Annotated in this window: 26 protein-coding genes; 13 read left to right on the top strand and 13 right to left on the bottom strand. The window is 48.6% G+C overall.

The window, feature by feature from the left end:
• Positions 1–467 precede the first annotated feature (467 nt).
• The 5 genes from F569_RS0109130 to gatC form a co-directional block, all read right to left on the bottom strand.
• Positions 468–1,157, bottom strand: a complete 690-nt coding sequence (locus tag F569_RS0109130) for a nitroreductase (protein ID WP_026941952.1) — start codon at positions 1,155–1,157, stop codon at positions 468–470.
• A gap of 3 nt (positions 1,158–1,160) precedes the next feature.
• Positions 1,161–1,331 (bottom strand): hypothetical protein, encoded by a 171-nt coding sequence (locus F569_RS19560; RefSeq protein WP_154813699.1) that lies wholly within the window; start codon positions 1,329–1,331, stop codon positions 1,161–1,163.
• Between the two features lie 54 nt (positions 1,332–1,385).
• A complete protein-coding gene (gatB, locus tag F569_RS0109120; RefSeq protein WP_026941951.1) occupies positions 1,386–2,879 on the bottom strand; it encodes an Asp-tRNA(Asn)/Glu-tRNA(Gln) amidotransferase subunit GatB in 1,494 nt (497 codons plus the stop codon).
• Positions 2,880–3,084: 205 nt separating this feature from the next.
• On the bottom strand, positions 3,085–4,551 hold the full coding sequence (gatA, locus tag F569_RS0109110; RefSeq protein ID WP_026941949.1) for an Asp-tRNA(Asn)/Glu-tRNA(Gln) amidotransferase subunit GatA: 1,467 nt from the start codon (positions 4,549–4,551) through the stop codon (positions 3,085–3,087).
• 4 nt (positions 4,552–4,555) lie between these two features.
• Complete coding sequence (gene gatC / locus F569_RS0109105; protein WP_233353631.1) at positions 4,556–4,858, bottom strand: Asp-tRNA(Asn)/Glu-tRNA(Gln) amidotransferase subunit GatC; 303 nt, start codon at positions 4,856–4,858, stop codon at positions 4,556–4,558.
• A gap of 114 nt (positions 4,859–4,972) precedes the next feature.
• Between gatC and F569_RS0109100 the strand changes: the two genes are divergently transcribed.
• The 9 genes from F569_RS0109100 (at position 4,973) to F569_RS0109060 (ending at position 12,644) form a co-directional block, all read left to right on the top strand.
• Complete coding sequence (locus tag F569_RS0109100) at positions 4,973–5,566, top strand: 1-acyl-sn-glycerol-3-phosphate acyltransferase (RefSeq protein WP_026941947.1); 594 nt, start codon at positions 4,973–4,975, stop codon at positions 5,564–5,566.
• A gap of 25 nt (positions 5,567–5,591) precedes the next feature.
• Positions 5,592–6,164, top strand: a complete 573-nt coding sequence (locus tag F569_RS0109095) for a 1-acyl-sn-glycerol-3-phosphate acyltransferase (RefSeq protein ID WP_026941946.1) — start codon at positions 5,592–5,594, stop codon at positions 6,162–6,164.
• A gap of 26 nt (positions 6,165–6,190) precedes the next feature.
• Complete coding sequence (locus F569_RS0109090) at positions 6,191–6,787, top strand: 1-acyl-sn-glycerol-3-phosphate acyltransferase (protein WP_026941945.1); 597 nt, start codon at positions 6,191–6,193, stop codon at positions 6,785–6,787.
• Complete coding sequence (locus tag F569_RS0109085; RefSeq protein ID WP_026941944.1) at positions 6,784–7,380, top strand: zinc dependent phospholipase C family protein; 597 nt, start codon at positions 6,784–6,786, stop codon at positions 7,378–7,380. The genes F569_RS0109090 and F569_RS0109085 overlap by 4 nt, the downstream gene beginning before the upstream one ends.
• Before the next feature lie 97 nt (positions 7,381–7,477).
• Positions 7,478–8,878, top strand: coding sequence for a M48 family metalloprotease (locus F569_RS17325; protein ID WP_233353630.1), 1,401 nt, complete (start codon positions 7,478–7,480; stop codon positions 8,876–8,878).
• A gap of 121 nt (positions 8,879–8,999) precedes the next feature.
• Positions 9,000–9,728: a DsbA family protein gene (locus F569_RS0109075; protein WP_026941943.1), complete on the top strand. Its 729-nt coding sequence runs from the start codon at positions 9,000–9,002 to the stop codon at positions 9,726–9,728.
• A gap of 33 nt (positions 9,729–9,761) precedes the next feature.
• A complete protein-coding gene (locus tag F569_RS0109070; protein WP_026941942.1) occupies positions 9,762–10,637 on the top strand; it encodes an aldo/keto reductase in 876 nt (291 codons plus the stop codon).
• 5 nt (positions 10,638–10,642) lie between these two features.
• Positions 10,643–11,713 carry a Gfo/Idh/MocA family protein gene (locus tag F569_RS0109065; RefSeq protein WP_026941941.1) on the top strand — a complete coding sequence of 357 codons (1,071 nt, stop codon included), beginning with the start codon at positions 10,643–10,645 and terminating at the stop codon, positions 11,711–11,713.
• A 1-nt stretch (position 11,714) separates the two neighbouring features.
• On the top strand, positions 11,715–12,644 hold the full coding sequence (locus F569_RS0109060) for a TauD/TfdA family dioxygenase (RefSeq protein WP_026941940.1): 930 nt from the start codon (positions 11,715–11,717) through the stop codon (positions 12,642–12,644).
• Between the two features lie 13 nt (positions 12,645–12,657).
• On the opposite strand, the gene yghU is transcribed toward F569_RS0109060, so the two are convergent.
• The gene (gene yghU / locus F569_RS0109055) at positions 12,658–13,515 is read right to left on the bottom strand and encodes a glutathione-dependent disulfide-bond oxidoreductase (RefSeq protein WP_026941939.1); all 858 of its coding nucleotides are present in this window, start codon (positions 13,513–13,515) and stop codon (positions 12,658–12,660) included.
• Positions 13,516–13,708: 193 nt separating this feature from the next.
• Here yghU and F569_RS0109045 point away from each other — a divergent pair, with 193 nt between their 5' ends.
• The 4 genes from F569_RS0109045 to F569_RS0109030 all read left to right on the top strand — a co-directional run bounded on the left by F569_RS0109045 (position 13,709) and on the right by F569_RS0109030 (position 18,782).
• On the top strand, positions 13,709–14,878 hold the full coding sequence (locus tag F569_RS0109045) for a phosphoserine transaminase (protein ID WP_026941938.1): 1,170 nt from the start codon (positions 13,709–13,711) through the stop codon (positions 14,876–14,878).
• Positions 14,871–16,457: a phosphoglycerate dehydrogenase gene (serA, locus tag F569_RS0109040; RefSeq protein ID WP_026941937.1), complete on the top strand. Its 1,587-nt coding sequence runs from the start codon at positions 14,871–14,873 to the stop codon at positions 16,455–16,457. Before F569_RS0109045 ends, serA begins: the two co-directional genes overlap by 8 nt.
• Before the next feature lie 116 nt (positions 16,458–16,573).
• Complete coding sequence (locus F569_RS0109035; protein ID WP_026941936.1) at positions 16,574–17,866, top strand: adenylosuccinate synthase; 1,293 nt, start codon at positions 16,574–16,576, stop codon at positions 17,864–17,866.
• Positions 17,847–18,782, top strand: coding sequence for a DMT family transporter (locus F569_RS0109030; RefSeq protein ID WP_084168925.1), 936 nt, complete (start codon positions 17,847–17,849; stop codon positions 18,780–18,782). The genes F569_RS0109035 and F569_RS0109030 overlap by 20 nt, the downstream gene beginning before the upstream one ends.
• Here F569_RS0109030 and thiD read toward each other — a convergent pair.
• From thiD to ybgF, 7 genes are all read right to left on the bottom strand, one after another.
• A complete protein-coding gene (gene thiD, locus F569_RS17320) occupies positions 18,763–19,644 on the bottom strand; it encodes a bifunctional hydroxymethylpyrimidine kinase/phosphomethylpyrimidine kinase (RefSeq protein ID WP_084168967.1) in 882 nt (293 codons plus the stop codon). The two genes, F569_RS0109030 and thiD, sit on opposite strands and share 20 nt — an antisense overlap.
• A gap of 179 nt (positions 19,645–19,823) precedes the next feature.
• On the bottom strand, positions 19,824–20,201 hold the full coding sequence (locus tag F569_RS0109020; RefSeq protein WP_026941934.1) for a hypothetical protein: 378 nt from the start codon (positions 20,199–20,201) through the stop codon (positions 19,824–19,826).
• A 60-nt stretch (positions 20,202–20,261) separates the two neighbouring features.
• On the bottom strand, positions 20,262–20,570 hold the full coding sequence (locus tag F569_RS0109015; RefSeq protein WP_026941933.1) for a GIY-YIG nuclease family protein: 309 nt from the start codon (positions 20,568–20,570) through the stop codon (positions 20,262–20,264).
• Between the two features lie 54 nt (positions 20,571–20,624).
• Positions 20,625–21,419: a dihydropteroate synthase gene (gene folP, locus F569_RS0109010; protein WP_026941932.1), complete on the bottom strand. Its 795-nt coding sequence runs from the start codon at positions 21,417–21,419 to the stop codon at positions 20,625–20,627.
• A gap of 33 nt (positions 21,420–21,452) precedes the next feature.
• On the bottom strand, positions 21,453–23,366 hold the full coding sequence (ftsH, locus tag F569_RS0109005; RefSeq protein WP_026941931.1) for an ATP-dependent zinc metalloprotease FtsH: 1,914 nt from the start codon (positions 23,364–23,366) through the stop codon (positions 21,453–21,455).
• A gap of 107 nt (positions 23,367–23,473) precedes the next feature.
• Entirely contained in the window at positions 23,474–24,727 is a 1,254-nt protein-coding gene (tilS, locus tag F569_RS18960) for a tRNA lysidine(34) synthetase TilS (RefSeq protein ID WP_051279639.1), read from the bottom strand.
• A 46-nt stretch (positions 24,728–24,773) separates the two neighbouring features.
• Complete coding sequence (gene ybgF, locus F569_RS0108995) at positions 24,774–25,712, bottom strand: tol-pal system protein YbgF (RefSeq protein ID WP_084168923.1); 939 nt, start codon at positions 25,710–25,712, stop codon at positions 24,774–24,776.
• Between the last annotated feature and the right edge of the window lie 26 nt (positions 25,713–25,738).

Genomic DNA, 25,738 nt, shown 5'->3' with positions numbered 1-25,738 from the left:
CTTGGCGAAATTCCTTTCCGCTCTCATCGCTTAAATTGATACTGTGCCAGTTGGGATAAATATTAGGTTAATTAGAATAAAGGTTAATCAAGTTTTATTTGATTAAAACGAAGTAAATATAAGTTAATTATAGATTTATACGCGATTAATATAAGGTTATACTAAAACAAATACTACATAACAGTAAGTATAAAATAATATTTCTATAAATATAACCACAATATAGATGGCGTATAAAAAAATACGCTTTTTGAAATAAAAATAGTATTTGAGGGTTATATTCTCGTTTTAGGACAGTCAAAAGGCAATAAATTTACGTTTCCGAGCCTCATTTGGCGCAATATTATCCTATGGTAAAGACATGGCAGATGAAATTTTCTTGGACTCACTCGAGAGTTCAAGAAAATTTCAAGGTATGATACGCCGCGTATAGACCTATTATATATTAGATAAGCTCATTCTAGGCTTTAATCATAAAACTTCGCGACGTCATCAAGCCCTGCCCTATCTGCATAAAGATCATTTACAGGCGCATCTGGATTTCCATATCCAATAGACATGCCGACCATGACTTCTTCCTCTTCGGGAATGTCGAGCATTTCATGACAGACTGATGTCCAATTACGCCACCAACCCTGCGACGCGGTGTGCAGCCCCTCTTCGCGAGCGAGCAGCATGATGGATTGGAGCAGAATGCCAATATCCATATATTGCGGCATTTCGAGATTTTTATGGCCCGTCACAATAATCCCGACAGGCGCTTCAAAGAACTTGGCATTTTGCGCAAGCCAGACCAAACGCCCCATCTTATTGTCCTTTGGAATGCCAATCAGGCTATACATATCTTCGCCAAGCTTATAGCGCCAACTGCGTTGCGGTTCCCAGAGCGGAGATGGATAGGCGCGATAAGTCGGCTCTTCAAGCTTTCCGCCCAATGTCCGCTCAGCTGCACGTTTCTTAAACTCAGCTAAAGTGTCACCCGTCATGACATGGAGTTTCCAAGGCTGTAAGTTCCCGCCAGAGGGACTACGCATCGCCATGTTCAATATCCGCATCAAGACATCATCAGGCACAGGCGTATCAAGAAAGTCCCGACAAGTGATGCGGGTATCCAGCGCCTCTGTGACGGAAGGGGATTTGTTGGTGTTTAGAGGCATAACTTATTTCCTTGTAAAACGGCGAATCCAAATTAGGGCAAAGTAATCTGCTAACGCTATAATGATACCTGCTCCCAATGCGAGCGTGAGATTACTCGTTTTCTGATTGATAAAAAAGGTAATGCCCATACCAATAATCAGTGCGCCAAATGCGGGACCTTCTTGAAGTTTCATTCTACGTCCTCAGCTCTGTCATGACCTGCGGTTTCATCGCAACCAAGGTTAAGACTAGAGCCCCAACTTCTTACGTAATATCTCATTCACAGCTTGCGGGTTGGCTTTGCCCTGGGACGCTTTCATCACCTGACCGACAAAGAAGCCGAGCAGTTTCGGGTTTTCTTTCGCCGCCGCCGCCTGACCTGCATTATCAGCGATGGCTTTATCGACCATGGCTTCAATCGCGCCTGTATCGGTGACCTGTTTGAGGCCCTCTTTTTCAATGATGTCATCTGCGGTGCCGCCGCCTTCGAACATTTTCTCGAACACAGTCTTGGCGATTTTGCCTGAGATGGTTTTATCTGCGATACGGTCGAGGAGTCCGCCGAGCATGTCTGCCGTGACGGGACTATCTTCTAGGTCTGTGCTCGCTTTATTTAGCGCGCCGAATAGATCGCCCATCATCCAGTTGGCAGCGATTTTGGCATCGCGGCCTTTAGCGACGGCTTCATAAAAGTCACTCTTGGTCTTATCCGCCGTGAGGATACGCGCGTCATATTCCGACAGGTTATAATCCGCCATGAATCGGGCCTTTATTGCGTCGGGCAATTCGGGCAAGTCAGCTTTGACCTTATCGACGAATGATTGCTCTAGCTTAAGCGGGAGCAAATCCGGGTCAGGGAAATAGCGGTAATCATGGGCGTCTTCTTTGGAGCGCATGGTGCGGGTCTCTCCCTTCACGCTATCGAAAAGCCGTGTTTCCTGATCAATCGTCCCGCCCGCTTCGATAATCTCGATATGACGGCGGGCTTCGTAATTGATGGCTTGGCGGATAAAGCGCATAGAGTTGACGTTCTTAATCTCGCAGCGCGTGCCGAGCTCGCCGCCCGGTTTACGCACAGACACGTTTACATCGGCGCGAAGATTGCCTTTCTCCATATCGCCGTCACAAGTACCGAGCGCGCGAACAATGCCGCGGAGCTTATCAACATAGGCGGAAGCTTCTTCGGGTGAGCGCATATCAGGCTTGGAGACAATCTCCATCAGCGCCACACCGCAGCGGTTTAAATCGACATAGGTTTCATCAGGCGAGAGATCATGGACGGATTTTCCGGCGTCTTGCTCAAGGTGAAGACGCTCAATCCCGACTGTTACAGGTTCTAGTGTATTGCCATCGGCATCAATGGGGAGGACTTCAATCTCGCCCTCTCCCACAATCGGATGCTCAAATTGCGAGATTTGATAGCCTTGCGGCAGATCGACATAGAAATAGTTTTTGCGGTCAAAGCGCGAGAAGAGATTTATCTGAGCGTTAAGGCCAAGCCCCGTTTTCACAGCTTGCTCCACGCAAAACTCATTCACGACAGGGAGCATGCCCGGCATACCTGCATCAACTAGCGAGACTTGGCTATTAGGCTCAGAGCCATATTCCGTAGACGAGCCCGAAAAGAGCTTGGAATTCGATGCGACCTGCGCATGGACTTCAAGGCCAATAATGATTTCCCAATCACCGCTTTCGCCTTTTATATAATCGCGTGGGTCTCCGACCCGTTCTGCTGTAAACATTATTCTTCCTCATCCAATTCATCCCACTCACTGAGAGGGTTACGATTAGTAAGTTCGTTTAGTCTGGCCAATAAAAGGCTATAGTGGGAGTAATTTTGTGCTCTGCTTTGCTGATGAAAAAAATTCAAAACGAATAGACTCGCAAAAAAACCACAGGCTAGTCCAAATACCGCACCAAAAACAAAATTATCGTAATCGCCTAACACTACACCCACCACTTCTCCGGCTTCGCCGAAAACCCAGCTGCTTTTTCAAGCGCGCTAGCGGCTGCAAAGACTGTGTCTTCATCCAGCGCTTTTCCGATGATTTGGAGACCTAATGGCAAGCCATCTTCATTAAGGCCCGCAGGCACAGAAATCCCCGGCAATCCCGCGAGGTTCGTTGTCACTGTGAAAATATCATTGAGATACATTTGCACGGGGTCATTGACTTTGCGGCCTACAGCAAATGGCGCGCTTGGTGCGGTTGGCGTTAGGATGGCATCGCATGTCTGCCACGCATTTTCAAAATCCTCGACGATGCGCGTGCGGACTTTTTGTGCGCGCAGATAATAGGCGTCGTAATAGCCCGCGCTGAGCACATATGTGCCAATCATGATGCGGCGGCGGACTTCTTTGCCGAAGCCTTCCGTGCGGGTACGGTCATATGTGTCGTTCAGGTCTACGCCGTCTACGCGGAGGCCATAACGCATACCATCATAACGCGCGAGGTTTGAGGAGGCTTCGGCGGGGGCCACAACATAATAGGCGGGGAGCGCATATTTTGTGTGGGGCAGCGTAATCGGCACGATTTCCGCGCCTGCATCTTTCATCCATGCAATGCCCTTATCCCACAGCGATTGGATTTCCGCAGGCATGCCGTCGATAGAATATTCTTTGGGGATACCAATGCGCAAACCTTTGACAGACTTGCCGCAACTCTCTGACCATTTCGGCACGTCTATGTTGAGCGAAGTGCTGTCCTTGGCATCATAGCCCGCCATAGACTCAAGCAATATCGCGGCGTCTTTGACAGTCTTAGCAATGGGCCCAGCTTGGTCGAGCGAGCTGGCAAATGCCACTGTGCCCCAGCGAGAGCAGCGGCCATATGTCGGCTTAATCCCGACCGTCCCTGTGAAAGAGGCGGGTTGACGGATAGAGCCGCCTGTATCTGTTGCTGTTGCGCCGAGGCACATATCCGCCGCAACAGCCGCTGCAGAGCCGCCAGAAGAGCCGCCCGGCACGAGATCTTCATCTTTACGCCATGGATTAATCACAGGACCATAGGCGGAGGTTTCATTCGAACTGCCCATCGCAAATTCATCAAGATTGAGCTTACCCAGCATGACCATGCCGTCAGCTTTCATATTGGCTGTGACAGAGCTCTCGTAAGTTGGTGTGAAATCACCGAGGATTTTAGAGGCGGCGCAAGTTTTAACGCCCTCAGTGCAAAACAAATCTTTAACGCCCAGCGGCGCGCCTTCTAACAATCCTGCCTCACCTTTCGCGCGTCGGGCATCAGAGGCCTTCGCCTGCTCTAAAGCTAATTCATGCGTGTCAGTAATGAAAGCATTAAGCTTAGCTCCTGCTTGGCATGCGTCAATATGAGCTTGCGTAAGCTCAACTGAGCTGAACTCGCCTTTAGCCATACCGCCTAGCGCGGCTTCCAATGTGAGGTTCGTAAGATCTGTCATCGCCCTACTCCACCGACCTTGGGACAACGAAGAAGCCGTCATCCTTTTTAGGCGCGTTTTTCAAGATTTCATCACGCTTGCCGCCATCGGAAATCTCGTCTTTGCGCATGGGCGCGGACATATCCACGGCGGATGTCATCGGCTCAACGCCCTCAACATCGACTTCGTTAAGCTGTTCAATCCAGCCCAGAATACCGTTCAAATCATCGGCGAGCGGTTGCAGACGATCCGCCTCCACATGCAGCCGCGACAGACGGGCGATTTTCTTTACATCTTCGGCGCTTACGGCGCCAACAGGGTCACTCACGCGAGTCTCCATTAAATACTTAATGCGCGAGTTAGCAGGGGGGTGGAAATCCCGCAAGTCATGGATTGCGGTTGCGGGTAAATTTAGCTATCCCCGCCCAAACAAAGGACGTTCATGGCACAATACGATTTCGTTACCAATGAATATCAGCCGCGATCTGGCAATCGCCTGACGCGCTGGCTGGGAGCCGGCGTTTTAAACCTTATGGGCTGGAAAATAACAGGCTCCTTTCCGGAAGAACCCAAAGTCGTCTTCATTGGAATGCCTCATACATCGAATTGGGATTTGATATTGGCTTTAGCGGCCATGCAAGCTGCCGGGCTGCGGTGCTCCTGGATGATGAAAAAGGAAGCCTTCTTCTGGCCTTTAGGCGGATTGTTCAAAAAAATGGGCGGCGTGCCCATTGATCGCAAGGCGCGCAATGACGTCACCGTCCAAATGGCCGATTGGTTCAACGCCAATGAAAAAGCCTATCTGGGGCTGACTCCTGAAGGCACGCGTTCCAAAGTTGAAACCCTCAAAAAAGGCTATTTACGTATTGCCTATGCGGCCAAAGTTCCCGTTTTTCTTATCGCTGTGGACGGTAAAAACAAGGCGATTTCGTTAGACCGCGTTTGGCCATTGACAGGCGACATCGAACGGGACAATGCAGACATCAAAGCCTATTACGACCAGACCTATGTGGGCATAAGACCGGAGAAGAGCTAACACCCTGTCATATCTCAGCCCTCATATGTCACCCGAAATTCCAACAATGGGCAACGCGGTAACCCGTTGGATCGGCAGAACGGTATTACTCTTGATGGGGTGGAAAATTGTTGGTCAGCTACCCAACACACCTAAAGGCATGATTATCGGTGTGCCCCATACATCCAACTGGGATTTTTTTCTGGCGATGGGCTTTATGTTGGCCGTTGGCATCCGGTTCAACTGGCTCATGAAAAAAGAAGCCTTCTTCTTCCCCTTTGGCGGCCTGCTCCGCTTTATGAATGGCGTGCCCGTAAACCGCTCAAAAAAATCTGATATTACCAAGCAAATGGTTGATTGGTATGGACAGCATGACAAAGCTTGGCTGACCATTGCCCCAGAAGGCACACGTAAAAATGTGGCACATTTCAAGAAGGGTTATCTGCGCATTGCAAATGCGGTTGACGTTCAAATTACAATGACAGGATTGCACAAGCCTAGCCGTGAAATCCGGATTGATAATTCCTTTGTTCGAACCGGCGATGTCGATATTGATAACGCGAGAGTAAAGGCTTATGTCCAAGATAACTTTATAGGCGTCAGGCAGAATATTACATAAGTCTCATGAAATATAACAACCCACATATGAGTGAGTTTTCCCCACGCATGGGAAATGCTTTTACGCGGGCTTTGGGCTCTTTTGGTCTTAAATTAACCGGTTGGAAACTCGTTGGCAAAATGCCGGATGTTCCGAAATTTGTAATTATAGGCGTGCCGCACACCTCAAACTGGGACGCGATCTCAGCTTCACTGGCAATGCTCGCTTCGGGCTTTAAATACACATTCCTTATCAAAAAAGAGTGGTTCTTCTGGCCTATGGGGCCGCTATTTCGCGCATTAGGCGGCTATCCCGTTGATCGCGGCAAAGGCAGCAATGTCGTAGAGCAACTTCTTGAGTTATTCGAATCCGAGGATAAAGTTTGTGTCGGCTTTCCGCCTGAAGGCACGCGCAGTCTCGTACCCAAATATAAGACCGGTTATCTTCGCGCGGCCTATGCGGCAAATGTGCCTGTCTTTATATGCGCTTTTGACGGCCCTAAGAAAGAAGTCGTGCTCGATCGTCTATTCCCCCTCACGGGAGATATGAAGGTGGATAACGCGGCAATCAAAAAATATGTGGATGAAAATTGGGTCGGCGTCCATCCGGAACGGCAATTTAGTTCCGATGTGAAGATCGCATGAATTCACCCACACACACGCTACTGGCACTGGCCCTCCTTTCTAAAACTGGAGATCGAAAACGTAATTGGGCCGTGTTTGCCGGATCGATAATCCCAGATGCTGTTATTTATATCTGGGCGCCTTATCAAAGCTTAGTAAATGGCGTTTCCGGCGAAACATTATGGCGAGAGCTTTATTTTGCAGAACCTATGCAAAATCTCATCGCCTATTTTAATTCAATTCCGATTTATCTGTCTTTAGCGCTGTTAGGGTTTATCATGCGTACCAAGACATGGGGTAAGGTCATCCTTTTTTTTGCACTTGCAGCTCTAACGCATATGGCGACCGACCTTCCCGTTCATAACCATGATGCCTATCGTCACTTTTGGCCGCTATCGGACTGGCGCTTCATCTCGCCTTTTTCTTATTATGAGCGCGAGCATCACGCAGGATGGGTCAGCCTTATAGAAATTTTCATTGCTCTTACCTCTATATTTATTTTGTGGAAAAGATTTCCAAAACTTTGGGTAAAAATCATATTAGGATTACTTGCGGCTTTCTACATTGCTTTACCTATTATTTTAAGGCTTATGAGCCTCTCAATCGAAAGCTAAACAAACTGATATTTCACTGTAATGTTACGTGTGGGTAACTTGACGTGACCTGCGTGTTTCAGGGTATGATGAGCAAACTTTAAAGGAATCTTACTGCGTGTTAAACCGTTCACTAAAGTCCCTCTTTGCCATAGTTTTGGCGATGATTGTTTCGATCATGCATGCCGCGCCGGCTTTTGCACAATCCTTATTGCGCGATACTGAAATTGAAGAAACAATGCAGGATTACACAACACCAATTCTGCGGGCAGCCGGCCTGAGCCCTTCTGCTGTAGATATCTATCTTGTAAATGACCCGAGCCTTAATGCCTTTGTGACGCGCGGGCAAAATATCTTCCTGCATAGCGGGATTATTTTGCAGTCGGATACGCCCAACCAGCTTAAAGGTGTTATAGCTCATGAGGCTGGGCATATTGCCGGAGGGCATATTGTGCGCAGTGATTACGGCAACCGCTCTGCTTACGGCGCAATGCTGATTGCTGCTGGTGTCGGTCTTGCCGCTATTCTGGCAGGTGAAGGCAGTGCAGGTGCGCTTATTCTGGGCGGCTCCCAGCAATTCGGAGCCATCGAAGCCCTCGCTTATTCACGTGTCAACGAGTCTGCTGCTGACCAATATGCGGCGCAATATATGGAAGCTACAGGTCAATCCGGCCAAGGCCTCATTGACTTTTTTGACCGTTTCCGCGCGCAAGAGGTCTTATCTAATGCACGGCGTTATCCTTATTTCCGGGGTCACCCTTTATCCTCTGACCGTATAGATGCTCTTCGCGAACGCGTAGAGGAAAGTAAGTTTACGCATGTCAAAGATACGAATGACGAACAGCACCGCCTCGAAATGGCGAAAGCGAAATTGCGCGGCTTTCTGGAAGGTCCGCAAGTTGTCTTTTCGAAATATCCGCCGGACGACCAATCACAGCCTGCGAGATATGCCCGGTCTGTTGCACATTTCAGAGCTGCAGACTTAAGAAACGCAATTCGCGAGATTGACAGCTTAATTGCAGAAGAGCCTGAAAATCCGTATTTCCACGAGTTGAAAGCCCAAATCTTATATGAAAGTGGTCAGCGCGAAAAAGCTATTGAACCTGCGCGAAAAGCCCTTGAGCTTAAACCTGATGCTCCTCTTTTGGAAATTGCTCTGGCACAATCCTTTTTGGAAACCTCTGACCGTAATAGTGTCAATGAAGCCATTGACCTCTTAAAGTCAGCTTTGACCGTCGAGCAAGATAACAGTTATGCTTGGTACACCTTGTCACGCGCTTACGGCGAATTGGGTCAAGACGCCCTCGCAAAATACGCTGTGGCCGAACAAGCTTATGCGGTTGGCGATTTACAGCGTGCGCGCTCGTTTGCGCAACGCGCCCAGGATGATTTAGTCCGAGGTGATCCGCAATGGCGCAGAGCATCTGATATCATCGTCGTCTCTGATGCTCAGCTTGCAAAAAAGCGTAGCCGCAGACGGGGCCCTAAGCCTCTCACTTTCAACGTGACTGCAAATTAGCAAATTTGGAATGCAGGTTTCACCTGCCCTGCATCGCGTTAGTCACGAAACCTTTACCACTTATAGCTAGCCAAGCTAAAGCTATATGGCCTAGATACGCACCGAACATTGGAGATGACTCATGAAAAATTTTGCCGCCAGCGCCCTGGCCCTTTCCCTAATTGCCATTTCGGGCTGCGCAGAAGCAGAGTCAAAAGGCCGAGATATGAAGCGCGCCGATGTTGAGAAAATCATCCAAGAATATTTGATGGAAAACCCTGAAATTTTAAGGGAAGCGCTAATTGAACTTGATAAAAAGGAAGACCGTGCTGCGTTGGCCGCTGTTTCAGACGCACTTTTCAAGGATCCTCGTGACGTTTCAATCGGCCCTAAAGACGCCAAAGTCACAATTGTTGAATTCTTCGATTATAATTGCGGATTTTGTAAGAACTCTTCTGATTGGCTGAAAGGCGTGATGGATAAATATCCGGACGATGTGCGCGTTGTATTCAAAGAATTACCGATTTTAGACGGACGCACGAAAACATCGCGTAACGCGGCGAAAGCCGCCCTCGCCGCTGCACGCCAAGGCAAATATACAACAATGCATTTTTCCATGATGAATGAGCGAAGCCTTACCAAAGACCGAGTTCTAGCTATTGCAGAGAAAGCAGGTTTGAGTATGGAAAAGCTCAAGAAAGATATGGAAGACCCTGAGATGGATCGTCAGCTTGAAGACGGACTTCTCTTAGCTAACCGTATCCCGTCTCTGACAGGAACGCCGTTTTTTGTTATCAATGACGACTTTATCGCGGGAGCTGATACTAAAAGACTCGACAAAATGTTAGAGGATGCTCTCAAAAACAGTTAGTCCTAATAAATTTACGTCCTAAAGTCCCCATCAATGAAACAAACACTACTCGGTTCCTCTAAAATAAACGTCGGTGCCATCGGATATGGCTGTTGGAGATTTGCTGAAAGCTCCCTCCAAGAGGCTGATAGAAAAATCAGAACAGCTCTAGATTCAGGTATGACGCTGATCGATACAGCTGATATATACGGGCTTGGCGAAGCACGGGGCTTTGGCGGTGCCGAAGAGGTTCTGGGCAATGTGTTACAAGCCTCTCCGGATTTACGCGGCAGAATGATCTTGGCAACTAAAGGCGGAATTGATGCTGTTCGCCCCTATGACACCACCTATGATTATCTCATGACAGCCATAGATAACTCTCTGGCGCGCTTAAAAACGAGCGCCGTTGACCTTTACCAAATTCATCGCCCGGACATAACAACCCATATGGCCGAAACAGCACGCGCTTTGAATGACATCGTTTTGGCAGGTAAAGCCAGATATATTGGCGTCTCAAATTTCACAGTATCTCAAACACGCGCTTTGCAAGCTCACTTAGACACAAAAATCATCACAACGCAGCCGGAATTCTCTGCTCTCCAGCAAGCCCCCTTGATTGATGGCACTTTGGATTGGTGCCAGGAGATGACAGCAACAGCCTTGGCTTGGTCACCCCTGGCAGGAGGCCGCTTATTCTCTGAAAACAACCCAATAACAGAAACATTGGACCGGCTGGCTGAGAAACATAACGCTACACGAACGCATATTGCATTGGCTTTTACAACGCACCATGGCGCAGATGTCATCCCCATCATCGGTACACAAAAAACAGAGCGTATAATCGACTCAGCCAAAGCCGGAGACATTCCTCTCACTGCACGTGATTTTTATGATATCGTAGAAGCGTATCGCGGTGAGGCAATGCCGTAAGCATTATGGTTGATAAAAACACACGGCGTTACGGCCTCATCGGTGCCGGAATGATGGGGCGCGAACATATCCAAAACATAAAAATTGTTGACGGCCCAGAGCTTGTCGCAATTGCGGATCCTGATGCGGGCTCTCTCACCTCATCCGGCAAACTTGCGGGACAGAAAGTCAATCAATACGAAGATTACATGGAAATGATGGCGTCAGAAAATTTAGATGCCGTCATTATCGCTTCGCCAAATTTCACCCACTATAAAATCGTGTCGGATATAGCAGAATTTGGGACAGCGCTCTTAATTGAAAAACCTCTCTGCACCACCGTGGCTGACGCTAAAGCTCTGGCCAACCTTTCAAAAACACATCCCGCGATCATGTGGACCGGGCTAGAATATCGCTATATGCCCCCAATTACTGAATTTATTCGGCATGTTCATTCGGGCCTAACGGGTAAACCGCGCATGATTTCCATTCGAGAGCACCGCTTTCCTTTTTTAAAAAAAGTAGGAGATTGGAACCGTTTTTCTGAAAATACTGGCGGTACTTTGGTTGAGAAATGTTGCCACTTTTTCGACCTTATGCGCGTTATTATGCAAGAAGAACCTGTGCAAATTTTTGCATCAGGCGCTCAAGATGTGAACCATCTTGATGAGCGCTATGATGGCCGAATACCGGACATCTTGGACAACGCATATGTTATCGTAGATTTTAAGAGCGGGGCACGCGGCGTGCTAGATTTATGCATGTTTGCCAATGATAAAGAGCAACAGGAAGACATCTATACCCTTGGCGATAAAGGGCGCTTGGATGTCAAAATTCCGGGAGCAGACCTAACCTGGACACCGCGGAGCCTGAAAAGTGGTTGGACAGAACATATTGAGACGCCTCCTCATGCTTTAGCGGCAGGTGATCACCACGGAGCCACTTATTTTCAGCTTAAAGACTTCCAACATGCGGTTATAACAGGTGCCAAACCAACCGTTACCGCGCTTGATGGCTTACGTTCAGTTGAAATGGGGGCTGCCGCACACCTCTCTATTGAAACAGGAAGAGCTATAAAGCTGAATTTCGAGACATAAAATGACACAAATCTGGAATGATATCCCCTTCCCCGCCATTATAGCTTCGATCGCTAGCCCGCTTCCTCAATATATAATGGAGAATAAAGCCGACATTGATGAGCGTCTCGCCAGTACAGGCACGGTGCTATTCAGGGGTTTCAACATCGGGTCAGCGCAAGAGCTTGATAATGTGATTGAAGCTTATGGAGAAGATGGATTTACTTATGAAAAATCGCTCTCAAATGCAGTCCGCGTGAATTTAACACCCCGTGTCTTTACAGCGAATGAAGCGCCGCAAGATGTAGAAATTTTCTTACACCATGAAATGGCGCAAACGCCGCTCTACCCCTCCAAGCTTTTCTTTTCTTGTATGGTAGCCCCTGAGACAGGAGGTGCAACTCCGCTGTGTCGTTCAGATATTTTGCTCCAAAAACTCAGAGATACTGAACCGGAATTAGTCGCGGCCTTTGAAGGAAAAGGCGTGAAATATACTAATATTATGCCTGAAGAAGATGATATAGCCTCTGGACAAGGCCGCAGCTGGAAAAGCACTTTCAGCGCAACTAGCCGCAATGAAGTGGAAACGCGGCTCTCAGAACTGGGTTATAGTTGGGATTGGCTTCCAAGCGGGGCTCTTAAGGTAACGACACCTCGATTGGAGGCTATTCGAGACATTGGCAAAGGCGAAACAAGCTTCTTTAATCAGCTCATTGCTGCATTTCGTGGCTGGAAAGATGCCCGAAACGATCCATCAAAATCCATAACATATGGCGACGATTCTCCAATAGATTTAGAAGCTTTAAATACAGCAATAACTTTGGCAGATTCCTTGTCCTATGACCTTAATTGGCAAGCAGGAGATGTAGCTTTGATTGATAATTACCGCGTAATGCACGGGCGTCGCCCCTATACTGGAAAACGCCGCGTGATTACAAGCCTTATAGGGTAATTAAGATTAGGACCTAAATTTTTCCTTCAAAATCAGCCGCGCTGTGGCGTTCAATTAAGCCTTTTTCTTTGTCCCAAGGACGATTCACGAGTTGTCCGCGCTGAAAGGTTGGACGTTCTGAAAGTTGCTTTGCCCAACGGCCTAAATGCTTATAACTCTCTACATAAAGGAACTCTTTCGCCTCATAAAGAAGTCCGCGGGCCATCCCACCATACCACGGGTAAATGGCAAAATCAGCTATGGTCATCTCATCGCCAATTATAAATTCAGTCTTCTCAAGCTGCTTATCCAGAACGTCTAACTCGCGCTTAACTTCCATCGCGAAACGATTGATTGCATACTCAATCTTGAACGGGGCATAAGCATAAAAATGACCAAAACCGCCGCCCAGATATGGCGCGCTTCCCATTTGCCACATCAGCCAAGACATCGTCTCAGCCCGGGCAGCGCCGGTTTTGGGCAAGAAGGCCTCAAACTTTTCAGCCAAATAAAATAGAATTGAGCCACTCTCAAATACGCGTTGCGGGTTACCATCGACAGAATGATCCATAAGCGCCGGAATTTTGGAATTAGGATTCGCCGCGACAAATCCGCTGCCAAATTGGTCACCATCCATAATGTTTATGAGCCAAGCATCGTATTCCGCGCCGCTATGACCTGCGGCCAAAAGCTCTTCGAGCATGATTGTGACCTTAACGCCATTGGGCGTTCCAAGAGAGTAAAGCTGCAAAGGGTGGTCTCCCACTGGAAGCTCTTTCTCTTCTCGTGCTCCGGATGTTGGCGCATTGATGCTCGCGAATTTATTCCCGTCATCGCCCTGGTCCCACTCCCAAACTTTGGGGGGAACATATTCTGATAATTCTTGAGCCATGATATCCTCTTTCTGTTTTTTGATATTCATAACATTAATTTTCATCACAGCCAGTCAGAGTTTTGTGAACACGGTATTCAGTTCTATCTCTTGACGAGTCCAACCCTGCTTAGCTATAGGCGCTTTGGGCCACGTCTCCCCACTGAGGCGCACTTTGATATCGGTACAAAAACGCCGATGCTGGAGATATATCATGGCAATAGCCTCTAAACCGACGGTCAAGCCCGTTGATCCCCGCTTTAGTGCGGGTCCCACCAAGAAACGTCCAGGTTGGACTTTAGATACCTTAAGCGATGCCGCGTTGGGTCGCTCGCACCGTTCTGCGCTCGGGAAAGCCAAATTAAAAGAAGTTATAGACCTTACACGCGAAGTTCTGGAAGTCCCTGCTGATTATCGCATCGCGATTGTTCCTGCCTCAGATACAGGGGCTGTGGAAATGGCCATGTGGTCACTGCTCGGGCCGCGCGGCGTCGATGTCGCTGCTTGGGAAAATTTCGGAAATGCATGGATAACAGATGCTGAGCTTTTGCCTCTTAATGATTTGCGCATTCTAAAAGCCGATTACGGTCATTTACCCCCCCTTCATGAGTACACTGGTGACCGGGACTTGGTCTTTACTTGGAATGGAACCACTGCTGGCGTACGCGTCCCTAACGCAGACTTCATCCCTGCTGATCGCGAAGGTCTTACAATCTGTGACGCCACGTCCGCAGTTTACGCACAAGATATTGAGTGGGACAAAGTCGATGTGCTCACCTATAGTTGGCAAAAAAATATGGGCGGCGAAGCAGCACATGGTATGCTTATCCTAAGCCCCCGCGCAGTTGAGCGCCTTGAGAGCTATACACCCCCCTGGCCTCTGCCTAAGATTTTCCGCATGACCTCCAAAGGAAAGTTGAATGAAGCCCTATTTGAAGGCTCTACAATTAACACGCCCTCTTTGCTTTGCGCTGAAGACCATCTCGATGCTCTGAAGTGGGTCAAAGCAAATGGTGGATTAAAATTCATGCATGATCGGGCCGATGCGAATGCTCAAGTCCTTTATGATTGGATTGAGCGAACGGACTGGATAGCCAACTTAGCGTCTAAAACAGAAGAGCGTTCAAATACGGGCGTATGCATGAAAATCGTAGATGAGCGTATCACGGCATTGCCGAAAGATGAGCAAGCGGCATTTGCCAAATCTATTGTCAAACTCCTCGGTGATGAAAATGTCGCGCTTGACTTTGGCTCCTATAAAACAGCTCCGGCTGGCTTCCGAGTGTGGGCCTCAGGGCTCATTGAAAAGTCCGATCTAGAAGCCTTAACACCATGGCTAGATTGGGCCTTTGAAACCAAAATTGCGGAGCTAACAAATGCCTAATGAAAAACCACGCGTTCTTATCGCTGACAAAATGTCCCCTTCCGCAACGGAAGTTTTTAAAAATCGCGGCGTCGATGTTGACGTTATCACAGGTCTTGAAAAAGACGAACTTATCAAAATCATTGGCGATTATGACGGGTTAGCTGTGCGCTCTTCGACCCGGCCTGATGCTGAAATTATTGCCGCCGCAAAAAACCTAAAAGTCATTGGCCGCGCAGGCATTGGTGTAGACAATATTGATATTAAAGCGTCCACAGATCGCGGCGTTGTCGTCATGAACACCCCTTTTGGGAATGCTATTACCACAGCCGAACATGCTATCGCAATGCTGTTCTCAGCCGCCCGTCAAATTCCCTCTGCGTCCGCTCGAACACAAGACGGCGAATGGCCGAAGTCTGACTTTAAAGGCGTAGAGCTCTTTAACAAAACGCTGGGCCTGATTGGCTGCGGTAATATTGGCACGCTCGTTGCGGAACGTGCTTTGGGCCTAAAAATGAAAGTCATCGCCTTTGACCCTTACCTAACTGAAGAACGCGCGGTGAAGCTAGGCGTAGAAAAAGTGGAACTGGACACGCTCTTCCAACGCGCAGACGCAATTACACTGCACACACCGCTAGTGGAAAGCACCAAGAACATCGTCAATCGTGAACGCCTCGGCATGACGAAAAAGGGCGTGATTATCGTCAATTGTGCGCGCGGTGGTCTGGTTGATGAAGACGCGCTGAAAGACGCGCTCGAAGCCGGTCATGTCCGCGCTGCGGCACTTGATGTTTTTGCAGTGGAACCCGCGAAGCAACATCCACTATTCGGAACACCTAACTTTATTGCAACGCCCCACCTCGGCGCTTCAACGTTGGAAGCTCAAGAAAATGTTGCAGTACAAGTTGCAGAACAAATGGCGGATTATCTTCTCACAGGCGCTGTATCCAACGCCTTGAATACGCCGTCTATCTCTGCCGAAGAAGCCCCGCGCCTAAAGCCCTGGGTAGATCTTGCGGACAAAATCGGAACGATGATGGGGCAGCTCTTACACTCACCCATCAAGGCCGTTGAGATGACCTATAAAGGCGGCATAACTGAGCTTAACAACAAGCCCATGACGGCAGCAGCACTGGCAGGACTATTAAAAAATGCCATGCCCGAAGCCAATATGGTTTCGGCCCCTGTGTTGGCGAAAGAGCGCGGCATTGAATTGACTGAGTCTTATGTCGATGAAGCGGAACGGGCTGAGAGTCTTATCCGCGTCACGGTCACAACGGCAGAACGTAAATTCGCTATTGTTGGCACCATTTATCGCGGCGAACCTCGTATTGTGCGCTTATTCGGCGTGCCAATGGATGCGGCCTTTGCCAAAGATATGCTCTATATCCGCAATGATGACCGGCCCGGTTTTGTAGGTAAGCTCGGACAGCTTTTGGGTGATGCCAAGGTCAATATTGCGACCTTCTCTATGGGCCGAATGGCTGAAGGCGGCGAAGCTGTCTGTCTTGTAGCAATTGATGGATGCGCTGATGATGCCACACTTGAGAACATTCGCAATATTGAGCAGGTTAAAATTGTTGATCCTGTTTGCTTGTAGATAACTCAGCATTACGATTCGCATTCTGTTTTGAATCCCGCTAAGAGCTGAAAAAGTCTAAGAGATTCTCTAGGCGCGGCAGTATCTGTCGCGCCTTTATTATGAGGTAATATATCGTGGCTAATGTTGTTGTTGTAGGCTCGCAATGGGGCGATGAAGGAAAAGGCAAGATCGTTGACTGGCTGAGTAGCCGTGCTGATGTTGTCGTCCGCTTTCAAGGCGGCCATAATGCGGGTCATACCCTAGTCGTTGATGGTGTTACTTATAAACTCTCACTTCTGCCTTCGGGCGTCGTTCGCGGCGGAAAGTTATCTGTTATCGGTAACGGTGTTGTGCTTGACCCTTGGGCTTTTCTGTCTGAGGTCGAACGCATCAAAGAACAAGGTGTAAAGGTCAACCCTGAGAACTTGCTTATTTCGGAGTCAGCCGCTCTTATCCTCCCCATCCATTCAGAGCTAGACGGCATTCGTGAGAACCGCGCAGACGGCATTAAAATCGGGACAACTAAACGCGGTATTGGCCCCGCTTATGAAGACAAAGTCGCGCGCCGGGCTATTCGCGTCTGCGACTTGGCCGATGAAGAGCACTTGCTCGCACGCCTTGAAAACCTGTTACATCACCACAACGCTTTGCGGCGCGGACTTGGGCATCCTGAAACAAATGCGGATGAGCTGTATGCAAAGCTCCTCGAAATAGCGCCCAAGATTTTGCCGTTTATGGCGCCTGTGTGGCATTCTCTGAATGAAGCTGTGCGCTCAGATAAGAAAATATTGTTCGAAGGCGCACAGGGCGCGATGCTCGATATTGATCACGGCACTTATCCTTTTGTGACAAGTTCAAACACTATTGCGGGGCAAGCTGCAGCTGGATCAGGCATGGGACCCTCAGCCCTAAACTTTGTTCTGGGCATTACTAAAGCCTATACGACCCGCGTTGGCGAAGGACCTTTCCCAACTGAGCTGAATGACGCCATCGGGCAACGACTCGGCGAGCGTGGGCATGAATTTGGAACCGTCACAGGGCGCCAGAGACGTTGCGGTTGGTTTGATGCGGTAATGGTAAAACAAGCAATCATTACGGGCGGCATTACTGGAATATCCCTCACCAAACTCGATGTGCTTGATGGCATGGCTGAGCTAAAAATATGTGTTGGGTATAAGCTAGACGGTAAAATTGTTAAACGTCTCCCTGCTGGCGCCGCTAACCAAGCTGCCGTTGAACCTATTTATGAATCAATGCCCGGTTGGCAAGGCTCGACGCGCGGGGCCCGTTCTTGGGCGGATCTGCCGGCTGAAGCGGTAAAATATGTTCGCCGCCTAGAAGAACTCATAGGCTGTCCCGTGAGTATGGTCTCAACCTCCCCTGAACGCGAAGATGTCATCCTGATGCGTGACCCTTTCAAGGCTTAGGCTCTTGACGACACAAACTGCCGAGGGTTTGAGTAAACCACTATTCGTTGCAGCCGCTTTGTTTTTGATACTTACGTGGGGCAGCGCGTTTACCCTTAATAGTGTGGGCGTGCGATACATGACGCCAATTTGGTTGGTCGCAATGCGCCTTCTGATAGGCGCGACATTTTTGATTGGTTATGTTCAGTTTACAGGCGGAAAATTTCCCAAACTTAGCGATAAGCGCTGGCTCTGGTATTTCACCCTTGGCATGACAGGCATGACATTACCGTTCTTTTTCATATCTACAGGGCAGGTTGATGTTGATAGCGGCCTAGCAGCGATCATTGTCGGCGCCATGCCAATCATGACAATCATCTTAGCACATTTTTTTACTGATGAACGATTGACCCTGATGAAATCTATTGGCTTCTTTATAGGCTTTATTGGTATTGTTATTTTGTTTTTACCCGAGAATTTCTCACTAGAGCTTATCAGTGATTGGCAATCCCAACTCCTCATCGTGTTAGGGGCTTTCTGTTATGCAGTCACGACAGTTGCCGCTAAGCGTGCCCCCAAAACACCGTCGAGCGTTGGCGCTGCGATGATGTTAATTTGCGCGGCCATAGTGGGGCTTATCTGGGCGCTGTTTACAGGCATTCCGGAAACGGTTCCTGCTATGCCTGGCCTTTTGTCAGCTATGGGTTTAGGTATCGGCTCAACGGCTCTGGCGACTATTCTTTATCTTTACGTGATTGACCAAACTGGCCCTAGTGTCTTGGCCAAGATAAATTATTTTGTTCCTGTGGCCTCTGTTGTTTTGGGCATATGGCTTTTGCGGGAGCCATTCTCTTGGCGCATGGTTATCTCATTTTTTGTTATACTCTGCGGTATTTTAATCGCGCGAATAGGGCAACCTAAGACTGTAAGTCCTTGAGCGCTGCAAAGGGGTTATTGCCACTAGATGCATCATCGGCTTCAGTCTCTGGATTTGCCAATCCATGATTAAGCGGGCCATTTCCCTCACCTAATCCCGGAGCTGTTTTGATAGCTTGAAAGACAAACTCCCGCGCCGTCATGACCGCTTCTTCGAGCGGCGCGCCCAACGCCATACAGGCCGCGACAGCACTCGCCAACGTACAGCCTGTGCCGTGGGTATGACGCGAGCGGATACGCGGCCCCGACATGATATTTGCGCCCTCTTCACTCACCAAAACATCGACAACAGATTTACCGTCTAAATGTCCACCTTTCATCAATGCGGCATAGACATTCATTTTCAGCAGCGCGTCACCCGCCTTGGTCAGGTCGTCAACATCGTCTATTTTCAGACCCGTCAGGAGTTCAGCTTCGGGGACATTCGGGGTGACTAAATCTGCGAGGGGAAGAAGCTTTGTTTTCAAAGCTTCAACGGCCTTTTCTTCAAGCAACGCATCGCCAGACGTCGCAACCATGACAGGGTCAAGAATGATAAAAGCATCAGACTCTTCAATTTCTTCAGCCACAACTTCGATAATGTCAGCGCTGCCCAGCATCCCGATTTTGATGACGTCTGCGCCAATATCAGAAAGGACAGAACGAATTTGCGCTCGAACAAGCTCTGCTGGCATGAGTTGCACTTGCTGAACACCAACAGTGTTTTGCGCCGTAACGGCGGTAATGGCGGTGGCGGAATAAGCTCCAAAAGCCGCGCAGGCCTTGATGTCAGCCTGAATACCCGCTCCGCCTGAAGAGTCGGAACCTGCGATGATGAGAACGCGGGGTGTGGTTGGTTTTTGAATCTCAATGGTTTCAGTCATAATGTTTTTCTTGTTTTTCTTGTTTTTCTTGTTTTTCTTGTTTTTCTTGTTTTTCTTGTTTTTCTTGTTTCTATAGTCCCCCACCCCAGAGTTTGCCTGCAAACTCAAGGTGGGGGTCTTCCTCAATTGGAGTGCTGAACTAAACGATGGAGATCCCCGATCAAGTCGGGGAACAAGTATTAATTTAAAAGGTGCTTTTTATTTTTAAAATCAACTCTACGCTTTAATCGGGGCAATTCAAAAATAAAAATCAATGCTACACTGAAGAAGGCGGCAATGCCTACAGCGCTGTCTTCTGAAAACTCAGAAATATCAAGAGTAGTGTAAATCAATGCTAAGCAGAACAATGAGCATAAAAAGGATATAAAAAAGAAAGCCATGATGAAGACAGCTTTCGTTCCATCCCACAGATATAATCGATGCGCGCCAATATGTCCTCCAACAATCAGCCAAAAAAGGGCCCATTTGAGATGTCGTTTCTTTATAGGTGTTCTAGGATATTCCCTGACAGGCTCATTGCTCTTGTAATTCAGCCATGGCTTTGACCTTTTAGGCATCTAAAAATCCTATTCCCTCTCTGTCATCACCCGATTTATTCGGGTGATCCATGTGTTAGCTTATAAGAACTCACCTGACCCGCAATCAAGTTCGCGCCAATCAGGGTTGTGTTCTTCAATTAAATTTATCTTCCATTGGCGTTTATATTTTTTAAGGCGCTTTTCATAGGCAATCGCCTCAACAATTAAGTCAAATTCTTCGAACCAGACTAATCTGGTAACATTATATCGCGCCGTAAAACTCTTGGCGTCGGCTTTGGATTTATGTTGTTCTAACCTTGTCCCTAGGTCTCGGGTAACGCCTATATAGAGTGTCCCGTTTTTATGTGATGCTAGGATATAGACATAGGCATAAGCGTCGTCATTCATCACTTGGATCACCCGAATAAATCGGGTGATGACAGCGAAGGTCGATAGTTTTGCCTACTCATCCGCCATTGCCTCCCAGACCCTAAGGGCCTGCACCGTTTCACTCACATCATGGACGCGTAATATATCAGCGCCTTTGGCCGCTGACCAGAGGGCTGCCGCTATACTGCCCCCGATGCGGTCGTCAGCCGTAGACCCATCTATGCGGCCTATGAAGCTCTTACGGGACGCGCCCATCAGAATAGGACAGCCAAGCTCTTTAAAGCTTTCGAGTTGACCCAGAATAGCAAGGTTGTCCTCTTGGCGTTTGCCAAAACCAATGCCCGGGTCGAGCGTAATATTACTGCGCTCTATCCCCGCAAATTCACAGGCATCAAGCCGCTTTGCGAGCCAATCTTTTATCTCTTTTACCGCATGACCATAATACGGGTTATCCTGCATATTTTCAGGTGAGCCTTGGGAATGCATCAGAATTACGGGACATGCGAGCTCTGCCGCGACGGCCTCTGACTTAGGCTCAAAGGTCAGGCCTGAAACATCGTTCCAAATATCAGCTCCGGCCAAAATAGCGGCCTCGGCCACTCCCGGCTTACGCGTATCAATGGAAATGACGGGATCACTATCATAGTCCCGCGTCGCTTCGCGTAGAGCCATAATGACAGGCACCGTGCGGCGCACTTCCTCGATAACATCAACCTCTTCAGCGCCGGGCCGCGTGCTCTCCCCGCCTATATCTATGATATCTGCGCCTTCATCCAGAAGGGTGAGAGCCTGTTTCACGGCAAGGTCATAGGAATCATAATGACCCCCGTCAGAAAAACTGTCGGGGGTCACGTTTAGTATGCCCATTATTTTTGGACGGGTAAAACTCACAGTCGTTGATTAAGCCTCAGGCTGAGCATCACCGAGCGGCTTTTTCTTTGTGGTCGGCACAGCCGCGACTGCAGGCTTAGAACCACGCGCACCATCAGGGCGTTTGGGTTTAATCCCGTCAGAGAGCAGCACCGTAATCTCATCGCCAGAGAGCGTTTCATATTCCAAAAGCGCTTCGGCCAATGCGACCCAATCTTTTTTCTTTTTCTTCAATATTTTCACGGCCGTGTCATGAGCTTCGGTGATGAAGCGTTTTATCTCTGATTCAATCAGAGTCGCGGTCTCGGGCGAAATTGCGGAGCCTCGCCCAATTCCGGGGTGGAAACTCTGCTGATCCGTATCTTTATAGGCAATCGGCCCAATCGCATCAGAGAGACCCCATTCCGTCACCATAGCCGTCGCGATACGCGTAACTTGCTCAATATCTGAGCTTGCGCCAGAAGTCACTTTATCATGACCAAAGTGAAGCTCTTCCGCAGCCCGCCCGCCCATCGCCATCGCCATACGCGCGATCATTTCTTGACGAGATTGTGAAATTTGATCACGTTCTGGCATATATTGAACCATACCCAAAGCACGGCCCCGCGGAATAATCGTCGCTTTATGGATAGGCAATGATCCTGGCATGTTCAATCCAACGATAGCATGACCCGCTTCGTGATAGGCAGTCATTTCTTTTTCTTCGTCAGACATAGCAAGGCTACGTCGCTCGGCACCCATCATAACTTTATCACGCGCATCCTCAAATTCACGCATTGTGATTTTAAGTTTGTTACGGCGGGCAGAGAGAAGAGCGGCCTCATTTACAAGATTCATCAAATCTGCACCAGAGAAACCGGGGGTGCCGCGCGCAATATATTTTACGTCCAGTTCAGCGGCAATTGGCTTGCCCTTCATATGGACTTCGAGAATTTTCTCGCGGCCTTGGATATCAGGATAAGGCACTTCAATTTGACGGTCAAAACGGCCTGGACGTAGCAATGCTTTATCAAGCACATCAGGGCGGTTCGTCGCCGCGATAATGATAATGCCCTCATCACCTTCAAAGCCGTCCATCTCGACGAGGAGTTGGTTGAGAGTTTGCTCTCGTTCTTCGTGACCTCCCGATGTCCCGACGCCGCGGTGACGACCCACCGCATCAATCTCGTCAATGAAAATAATACACGGCGCATTCTTACGCGCATCGGCGAACATATCGCGCACACGAGATGCGCCCACGCCAACAAACATTTCGACGAAGTCGGAGCCTGAAATTGTAAAGAACGGAACACCCGCTTCACCGGCGACAGCGCGTGCCAAAAGCGTTTTACCTGTACCGGGAGGGCCAATCAATAGAGCCCCTGTCGGAATTTTGGCGCCCAGACGCGTGAAACGGCTTGGGTCTTCTAGAAACTCGACAACTTCTTTGAGATCTTCTTTGGCTGACTCTACGCCAGCAACGTCTGCAAATGTAACGCGTTTCGTGTTCTCAGTCAGCATTTTTGCGCGAGACTTACCAAAGCTCATTGCGCCGCCGCGGCCACCGCCCTGTATGGAGCGGAAGATCAAGATGGAAATACCGACAATGAGCAAGAGCGGGAGAATATTAATCAGAACCGTCGCCCAAGTGCTCGTCCCTTTTACTTCGGAGTATTCATAAGGCACGTTATATTCATCAAACAGAGCGCCCGCACGATCATCAATTCGTGATGTATTAGCTTTAAACGGCTTCTCATCCGTTGTGGTACCCGTTATCAATCCTTCGGCTTCATTGATTTCAGCTTCAGCAATTTGCCCGCTCGCCACAACCTCTTCTAACTCGGTAAAGGTATATTCATTAGGCGCAGAGGCTGCATTCATTGAGGTTGAAGATACTTGGACCATCACCAAGAACATCGTGATAATGAGCGCCCAAACAGCTAAATTTTTCATGTTCATATTCATTGCATATCACCTGCTGAATTTATCGGTCTTTATGTCCATAACACATAGGTAGTCTTGAGCCAAAATAAAGGCATCGACTAGGTGTATTTTACATACGCAGGACAGTTTCAAGGCGTTTTAAGACAAAGTGCGGCATCTAAGCGTGTTTGCACGAGGCATGTAGTGTCGACACCTTGGAGATTCATTGATTCGAATATCTCAAATTCGTCCTGCGTATCTGACTTCCGCCTTAGGATTGGCTGCGTGATTTTATGAGCGGGCCCGCGGCTATCGCGTGGATTATCCAAACTGTATTGCGCGGCAATTGAAATATTTGGCAGAGTTGATTTGACGGCCCAACGGCCATCCCAAATGCTGTAATGTTTTGACAACGGCATAGGTCCCGCGCTTACGCCCTGCCCTCCATCGCGGCGTCCTGTTACAGCGACTGGGTCACGACAGATAATGAACCTGGATTTTTCTTTTGCAATCATGGCCCCGCAAAGCGTTGCTGATTTAAAAGAGCTGTTTCCCATCATTTTGAGCAGTCTTTTTAGTTTAGCTCTATCAATATGCTGTCCTAAGCCGCTGGCTGCCCTCAGGCACTGAAACATAAGTTCGGGCAATGGTTTTGAGCTTAGATGGATAAGCCCCATTTCATCGACCTTTAGCTTATTAGCATCTTGCCGCAAAATCTCCCTCTCTTTATTGAGAGCCTTTTTCATGTTTTCAGCTGTATTCAAAAGCTCACACTTGAGTTCAGTGTTTTCGGTCAATTCATCTCTGGCCCGAATACGCGCGAAATCTCGGTTCTGATTTGATGGATCTTCTGCCCATGACAGCTTATGTTCACGGTTATAGCCCCGAAGATCTGCGCGACTCCTTTCAAGCAAAGGCCTAACTATATTGACCATGGCAAGTTCAGGCCAGATCGGCGCATAAGTGAATTCAGCCATACCCGCCGCGCCGCGCCAATCTGTTTTGCGCTCATAGCGCATGAGAAGTGTTTCTGCCTGATCATCTTTATGGTGCGCGGTCAGCAAATATTTAATTCCATCTGTCCGGCATTGAGCGCCCATAAGCGCATAGCGGGCACATCGCGCTTTCTCTTGAAGACCGCTCTGGGGCCTGTCATGGGACCATGTCAAAACCTTGGCCTTATATCCACACTCTTTCGCAAAAGCCTTAGCATCTTTAGCTTCTATGCAAGACCCTGCTCGGAGGTTATGATCGACAATATAGACAAAATTGGCTTGAGGGTGTTCTCTTAAAGCGTGAACAAGGGCCGTGCTATCGCCACCGCCCGAAGAAGCAATCGCAAAAGCCTCACCCTTCGGGATAAGGTCGTCTATTTTTCGGTATAATTGCGATGTAAGTGACATCTTGGATTACGGGCTCACCTAACCCAGCTTATGTTTCAAAAACATCCTAGCATCCTGTTCGAGCAGCTTCGATTCTCGCCTTTTCTTTTGCGCTGGCAGAGGCATTTGGGAATTGCGCTGGAAATGTCGCTAATGTCTGGCAGGCTTCAGCTTTATTCCCGAGCTTACCAAGGGTCGCCGCCAAGCGAACCATCGCGTCCGGCGCTTTAGGTCCTTTAGGAGCTTTGCGCATAGATGTAATATAGGCATCCGCCGCATCAGCATAACCTCCGCGGACGTAATAGCTTTCACCGAGCCAAAAATTCACCTCTCCCGCATCTGCCGCATTGGGATTAAATTCAAGATATTGCTTAAAGGCTGTTTGCGCGCCTGAGAAATCACCTTCGGCTAATTTGGTTTGACCGACTTTGGACAGCTCAGAAACATCGTTATAACGCTCTTGAACACCAATTGTTTGCTCTTTGAATACGGGCGCGCTTGGAATTTGAGACAGAGTCTCTCCGCCCGGGTAAACGGGTTGCGAAGAATAACTTTCTGTATCCATCAAAGGCGGAAGTGTGGAACCAGCCATATTATCACTTCCATAAGTACGGGGTTCGAAAGAACCGCTTTGCACAGGAGATCCCCTGTGTTCACTCGCGACCAAATCAACGGCATCGAGGTGAATTTTCATGCGATTAATCAGATCCTGCGTCATCGCTGTATCACCCGCCATGGCCTCTACTTGTTGCAATAAACTGTCCCGTTCAAAGCGAAGCTGTTCGACTTCACCGCGTAGGGTGCGCATCGATGTTTCCAAGGCATCCATTTTTTGCATAAGGCGCTCAGCCGCTGGGTCTCCGGTCAACATGCGAGACTCAAGCGTTGAAAGGCGCTGTGCAAGCTGCGCATCGACAGCTGCTAATTCTTTTTTGCTTTGCGCCATGACAGGCGTTGCTAGCAGTGATGTCGAAAGTAAGAGTGCTGCAAATAATGTGCGCATCATATTATCCTCATGAAATCAAAAAGTCG

This window comes from Hellea balneolensis DSM 19091 (assembly GCF_000428525.1).
Classification (GTDB): domain Bacteria; phylum Pseudomonadota; class Alphaproteobacteria; order Caulobacterales; family Maricaulaceae; genus Hellea; species Hellea balneolensis.
The sequence above is the reverse complement of the archived record's forward strand: the minus strand, read 5'-3'. Positions and strand labels throughout refer to the sequence as shown.

Bases quoted from the DNA above. Each gene is read 5' to 3' on its own strand.
- F569_RS0109130 (WP_026941952.1), bottom strand. From the start codon at position 1,157: ATGCCTCTAAACACCAACAAATCCCCTTCCGTCACAGAGGCGCTGGAT.
- F569_RS19560 (WP_154813699.1), bottom strand. From the start codon at position 1,331: ATGAAACTTCAAGAAGGTCCCGCATTTGGCGCACTGATTATTGGTATG.
- gatB (WP_026941951.1), bottom strand. From the start codon at position 2,879: ATGTTTACAGCAGAACGGGTCGGAGACCCACGCGATTATATAAAAGGC.
- gatA (WP_026941949.1), bottom strand. From the start codon at position 4,551: ATGACAGATCTTACGAACCTCACATTGGAAGCCGCGCTAGGCGGTATG.
- F569_RS0109100 (WP_026941947.1), top strand. From the start codon at position 4,973: ATGGCACAATACGATTTCGTTACCAATGAATATCAGCCGCGATCTGGC.
- F569_RS0109095 (WP_026941946.1), top strand. From the start codon at position 5,592: ATGTCACCCGAAATTCCAACAATGGGCAACGCGGTAACCCGTTGGATC.
- F569_RS0109090 (WP_026941945.1), top strand. From the start codon at position 6,191: ATGAGTGAGTTTTCCCCACGCATGGGAAATGCTTTTACGCGGGCTTTG.
- F569_RS0109085 (WP_026941944.1), top strand. From the start codon at position 6,784: ATGAATTCACCCACACACACGCTACTGGCACTGGCCCTCCTTTCTAAA.
- F569_RS0109075 (WP_026941943.1), top strand. From the start codon at position 9,000: ATGAAAAATTTTGCCGCCAGCGCCCTGGCCCTTTCCCTAATTGCCATT.
- F569_RS0109070 (WP_026941942.1), top strand. From the start codon at position 9,762: ATGAAACAAACACTACTCGGTTCCTCTAAAATAAACGTCGGTGCCATC.
- F569_RS0109065 (WP_026941941.1), top strand. From the start codon at position 10,643: ATGGTTGATAAAAACACACGGCGTTACGGCCTCATCGGTGCCGGAATG.
- F569_RS0109060 (WP_026941940.1), top strand. From the start codon at position 11,715: ATGACACAAATCTGGAATGATATCCCCTTCCCCGCCATTATAGCTTCG.
- yghU (WP_026941939.1), bottom strand. From the start codon at position 13,515: ATGGCTCAAGAATTATCAGAATATGTTCCCCCCAAAGTTTGGGAGTGG.
- F569_RS0109045 (WP_026941938.1), top strand. From the start codon at position 13,709: ATGGCAATAGCCTCTAAACCGACGGTCAAGCCCGTTGATCCCCGCTTT.
- serA (WP_026941937.1), top strand. From the start codon at position 14,871: ATGCCTAATGAAAAACCACGCGTTCTTATCGCTGACAAAATGTCCCCT.
- thiD (WP_084168967.1), bottom strand. From the start codon at position 19,644: ATGACTGAAACCATTGAGATTCAAAAACCAACCACACCCCGCGTTCTC.
- F569_RS0109020 (WP_026941934.1), bottom strand. From the start codon at position 20,201: ATGCCTAAAAGGTCAAAGCCATGGCTGAATTACAAGAGCAATGAGCCT.
- F569_RS0109015 (WP_026941933.1), bottom strand. From the start codon at position 20,570: ATGAATGACGACGCTTATGCCTATGTCTATATCCTAGCATCACATAAA.
- folP (WP_026941932.1), bottom strand. From the start codon at position 21,419: ATGGGCATACTAAACGTGACCCCCGACAGTTTTTCTGACGGGGGTCAT.
- ftsH (WP_026941931.1), bottom strand. From the start codon at position 23,366: ATGAATATGAACATGAAAAATTTAGCTGTTTGGGCGCTCATTATCACG.
- tilS (WP_051279639.1), bottom strand. From the start codon at position 24,727: ATGTCACTTACATCGCAATTATACCGAAAAATAGACGACCTTATCCCG.
- ybgF (WP_084168923.1), bottom strand. From the start codon at position 25,712: ATGATGCGCACATTATTTGCAGCACTCTTACTTTCGACATCACTGCTA.